Annotated in this window: 3 protein-coding genes; 1 reads left to right on the forward strand and 2 read right to left on the reverse strand. The window is 62.5% G+C overall.

Annotation, left to right across the window (positions count from 1 at the left end; all coding sequences use genetic code 11):
* Positions 1–293 (forward strand): helix-turn-helix domain-containing protein (locus ACH2EI_RS21270; RefSeq protein ID WP_395161503.1); only part of this gene is annotated, 293 nt, incomplete at its 5' end.
* 199 nt (positions 294–492) lie between these two features.
* Here ACH2EI_RS21270 and ACH2EI_RS21275 read toward each other — a convergent pair.
* Together ACH2EI_RS21275 and xerC are read right to left on the reverse strand one after the other, a co-directional pair.
* On the reverse strand, positions 493–1,128 hold the full coding sequence (locus ACH2EI_RS21275; RefSeq protein WP_395161505.1) for a DUF6338 family protein: 636 nt from the start codon (positions 1,126–1,128) through the stop codon (positions 493–495).
* A 64-nt stretch (positions 1,129–1,192) separates the two neighbouring features.
* The coding region (gene xerC, locus ACH2EI_RS21280; protein WP_395161507.1) for a tyrosine recombinase XerC at positions 1,193–2,208 on the reverse strand (1,016 nt) is incomplete at its 5' end.

Consider the following 2,208-nt stretch of genomic DNA (forward strand, 5'->3'; position numbering starts at 1 on the left):
GAACCCGTGACCGCCAGTGGGCAATTCTGTTGGCCACCAACGGGCAGCTACATGACCGCCCATGGGCAGGATCTCATGGCCGCCGACACATGAGCGACATTACGACTTCAGCCGCACCGCTACTCGATGTGAATCAGGTGGCCGAGCGCCTCTGCGTCAGCCCGAGATTTGTTCGTCGACTTATCGACGAGCGAAGGATTCCGTTCTGCAAACTCGGCAAGTTTGTTCGCTTCGAACCGGGTGACGTCGATGCATGGGTTACCGAGCGCCGCGTCGAAGCGGTTCGCCGTTGAACACGGGTCGTCCGCGTCAGTCAAATAGGTGGGAGTTACTTCGTTGCGGGTTTTGTCGGTCGCGGCGCGCCGGGAGCTGCGCCGGCTGGCGGCCGCTTGAGCTGTGCGACCGGCTTCGAGGACGAGCCGTATCCGCCGCGCTTCTCGATCTGCTGTGGGTTTCGCTGTCGTGAGTTGTCAGACATCATCACTCCTTCGATCACGCGTCGATGAACTCAAGGTATTCGATCTCGCTCCATTGTAGGAGCAAACCGCCGGTGCCGACGACCGGGTCGCCCTTGTCGTCGATCTCGAACGCTCCAGTCTCGGGGTCGACCGCCACTGTTGCAGCAAGGTACAGATCCTGTTCCTCCGGGTACCCGGCCGAGTACGACTGACGCCCGTTGGCTGTTGCGTATGCGCCAGCGAGCCAGACACCGGACTTCATACGACACCGGATCCAACCGTCTTGCCGGTACTGGAAGAGGTGGTCCCACGCCCGAGGTGCAGGGTCGGGCCCGGTGAGCCAGCGGACCCAACGTCGTCCTCGACGTAGCCCGACACCGATGGTCGTACCGATCAGGATTGGCGTCGCGATGTAGAGGATCGGGATGGTTGCGAGCGCGAGCGGCAAGTCCTCGCCGCTGACGAACCGATCCCAGAATCGGGAGTAAAGCCAGTAGAGCGGTGCTGCGAGGAAGGCGAGAAAGATGGCCGAGACACCGATGAATCGCAGGACGCGATCGCTGGCCCCGATGCCGTATCGACCCGCCTGACGTTCGAAGGACCAGACGTAGAGGGCTCCCGGGAGGAGCGCAAAGACGAGCACCGCCACTGCTTGAAAACTGGAGGGCATCAAGCCAGCCTCTCACGCGAGAGTGAGGCGGCCCGACCAAGCGGGCGCAAGTTCGGACCCGGCCTCATCGTTCCGGCATCCGCTTCGCAATTGCCTCGGCAATGTCTCGGTCCCTGATCTCGGCTGCCTTGAGGCAGCGAAGCGATGCATCACTCGTGGCGTGCCCCATTCGTGCCATCACCTCTCGCAGTGACGCTCCAGCGGTCGCAGCTTCGATGCCAGCGAGGTGGCGAAGATCGTGGAACCGGATGTCAGTGAGATGGGTTCCATCGATTGCTCGATGCCAGTACGGAGAGAACGTCCGATTGAGGAGCGGGCTCCCCTTGACCGACGTGAAGACCAGACCATTCGGACTGCGGTCCTCGATGAATGTCTCGATGTGGTCGCAGAGCCGCTGGGTGATCTGTGCAGTTACGACAACCGTGCGATGAGCGCTCTCAGTCTTCGGTGGACCGAGCGTCGCTCCGGAGCCCTTCTTGTAGTAGAGCGTCTGGGAGACGCGCAGCTCAGAGCGGTCGACATCGAAGTGGCGGATGGTGAGTCCGGAGAGTTCACCAAAGCGAAGACCGGACGCAGCGGCGGTCCACACCAGTGCGTTGAAGCGAGGCTCGATCGCGTTCCCGAGAGCGACGACGTCGTCCCACGTGAGCAGCGGCCGCTCGACGGCGCGTTCCTTCGAGGCGCCGCGAATTCGTGCTGGGTTCTGTGACAGCACGCCGTCGTCGACGGCAGTCGTCAGGATCGTCCGCAACAGTCGGTAGATCTTCGACACCGTGTTCGGATGCAAGCTCGTCTGCGAGAGCCGGCCGTGCCAGGTGCGGACGTCGGCCGACGAAATGACGCTGAGCTGAGCCGAACCGAATGCGGCGAGCAGATGCTTGAGCTGCGAGTCGTACGTCTCGCGCGTTCGAGATCGCAGCGGTCGCTGTTCGATCCACCAACCTGAGTACTCGGCGAAGGTGATTCGCCCAGCTGACGGATCGATGTAGTTGCCCCGATTGAGGTCGGTCTCGACCCCGGCAAGAAAAGCTCGCGCATCGGCCTTCGTGGCGAAGGTCGACTCCGCCGCGATGCGTTTGC

Origin of the sequence: Ilumatobacter sp. (assembly GCF_041688325.1) — a bacterium.
Lineage (GTDB): Bacteria > Actinomycetota > Acidimicrobiia > Acidimicrobiales > Ilumatobacteraceae > Ilumatobacter_A.